Annotated in this window: 1 protein-coding gene; it reads right to left on the bottom strand. The window is 34.8% G+C overall.

Annotated elements, in window-relative coordinates:
• Positions 1-251 precede the first annotated feature (251 nt).
• Positions 252-536 (bottom strand): hypothetical protein, encoded by a 285-nt coding sequence (locus tag BBG47_RS28125; RefSeq protein ID WP_065294478.1) that lies wholly within the window; start codon positions 534-536, stop codon positions 252-254.
• Positions 537-1,134: the final 598 nt, after the last annotated feature.

The following is a 1,134-nucleotide window of genomic DNA, read 5'->3' as shown; positions in this document are numbered from 1 at the left end:
CCCTGCAGGAATCGGGCCTGCCACGGCAACCAACATACTGGATACGATCATAGATGCTAGAATTGCTGTTTTAATGTTCATTTGTTCTATTTCCTCCTATGTTTCATTTTAAACCCTCTTTTTATGCTAACATTGAACATGTAATACTCAACTTAACATTCAATGAATAAGATTTAAGAATAAAATCAGAAATGAAATGTGAACGACCAACTCCGTAATGCCAGTTTGCAAATGAAAACTGATACTGTTTGTTACATCTTCCTTCTCTGCTTCCATACAAAAAAAGAGTTATCAAATTGCACCAGGCATTCGATAACTTTTTTTATTTCATCCATAACTATGAATATTTTCTTATTTTCCTTTTCTCGCTCAGCATCCAATTTCTCTTCCAATCCCTTCTGCATAGAATTGAGTACTTCCTCAACTAACTTCTTATGCTGTACGATTTCCTTCACCGCATTAGTCATTGCCTCTTCTTTACTGCAACCGCTCTTAACAAATAGTGCTGTACGTATAATAACCGCGATAGACTTCATAGATAGTTAATTCCTCGCAGACAGACTTCCATTTGAAAGATAACTAATTATCAGTGTCGAATGTGCAATCCTAATATATTTAGGGGAATACGCTTACAAACAACTTCATTTCCATAAGCAAATAAAAGCATCAATATTAGGATTTCATAACTTTTAATGGGTGACATGAAGAAGTGCGTGAAAGAATTATAAACTTGGAGTGTATAAGATGTGGATCGTTATTAACTTACCTATAGTGTAATTGGCACTAATCTGGCCCTCACTGAATAAATATTTTACGATTCAATTATCTTTGAAACTTATCAACGTGTGGATAATTGAATCATTGCTAGAATGTGCATAACTTCGTAATTTTGCGAAATATCGAATTATTATCGTGTAGTTATCCAATGTTATGAACACGTTTTCAACAGAAATTGTGGATGGGACGGCTTATATATACGAGATTTTTCATTTTATAAAGTTATCCCTCTGTGCATATTTCTTCAACAACATACCTATTCATCGTTGTGGATAAGCTGTGGACAACAAATAACCCACCAACTAAAATAGTTAGTGGGTTATTTCATTTGCTTGGCGACGTCCTACTCTCCCGGGA

Source organism: Paenibacillus sp. KS1 (assembly GCF_001680695.1).
Lineage (GTDB): Bacteria > Bacillota > Bacilli > Paenibacillales > Paenibacillaceae > Paenibacillus_B > Paenibacillus_B suaedae.
Note: the sequence above shows the minus strand (reverse complement) of the source record. Positions and strands in the feature narration are given on the sequence as shown.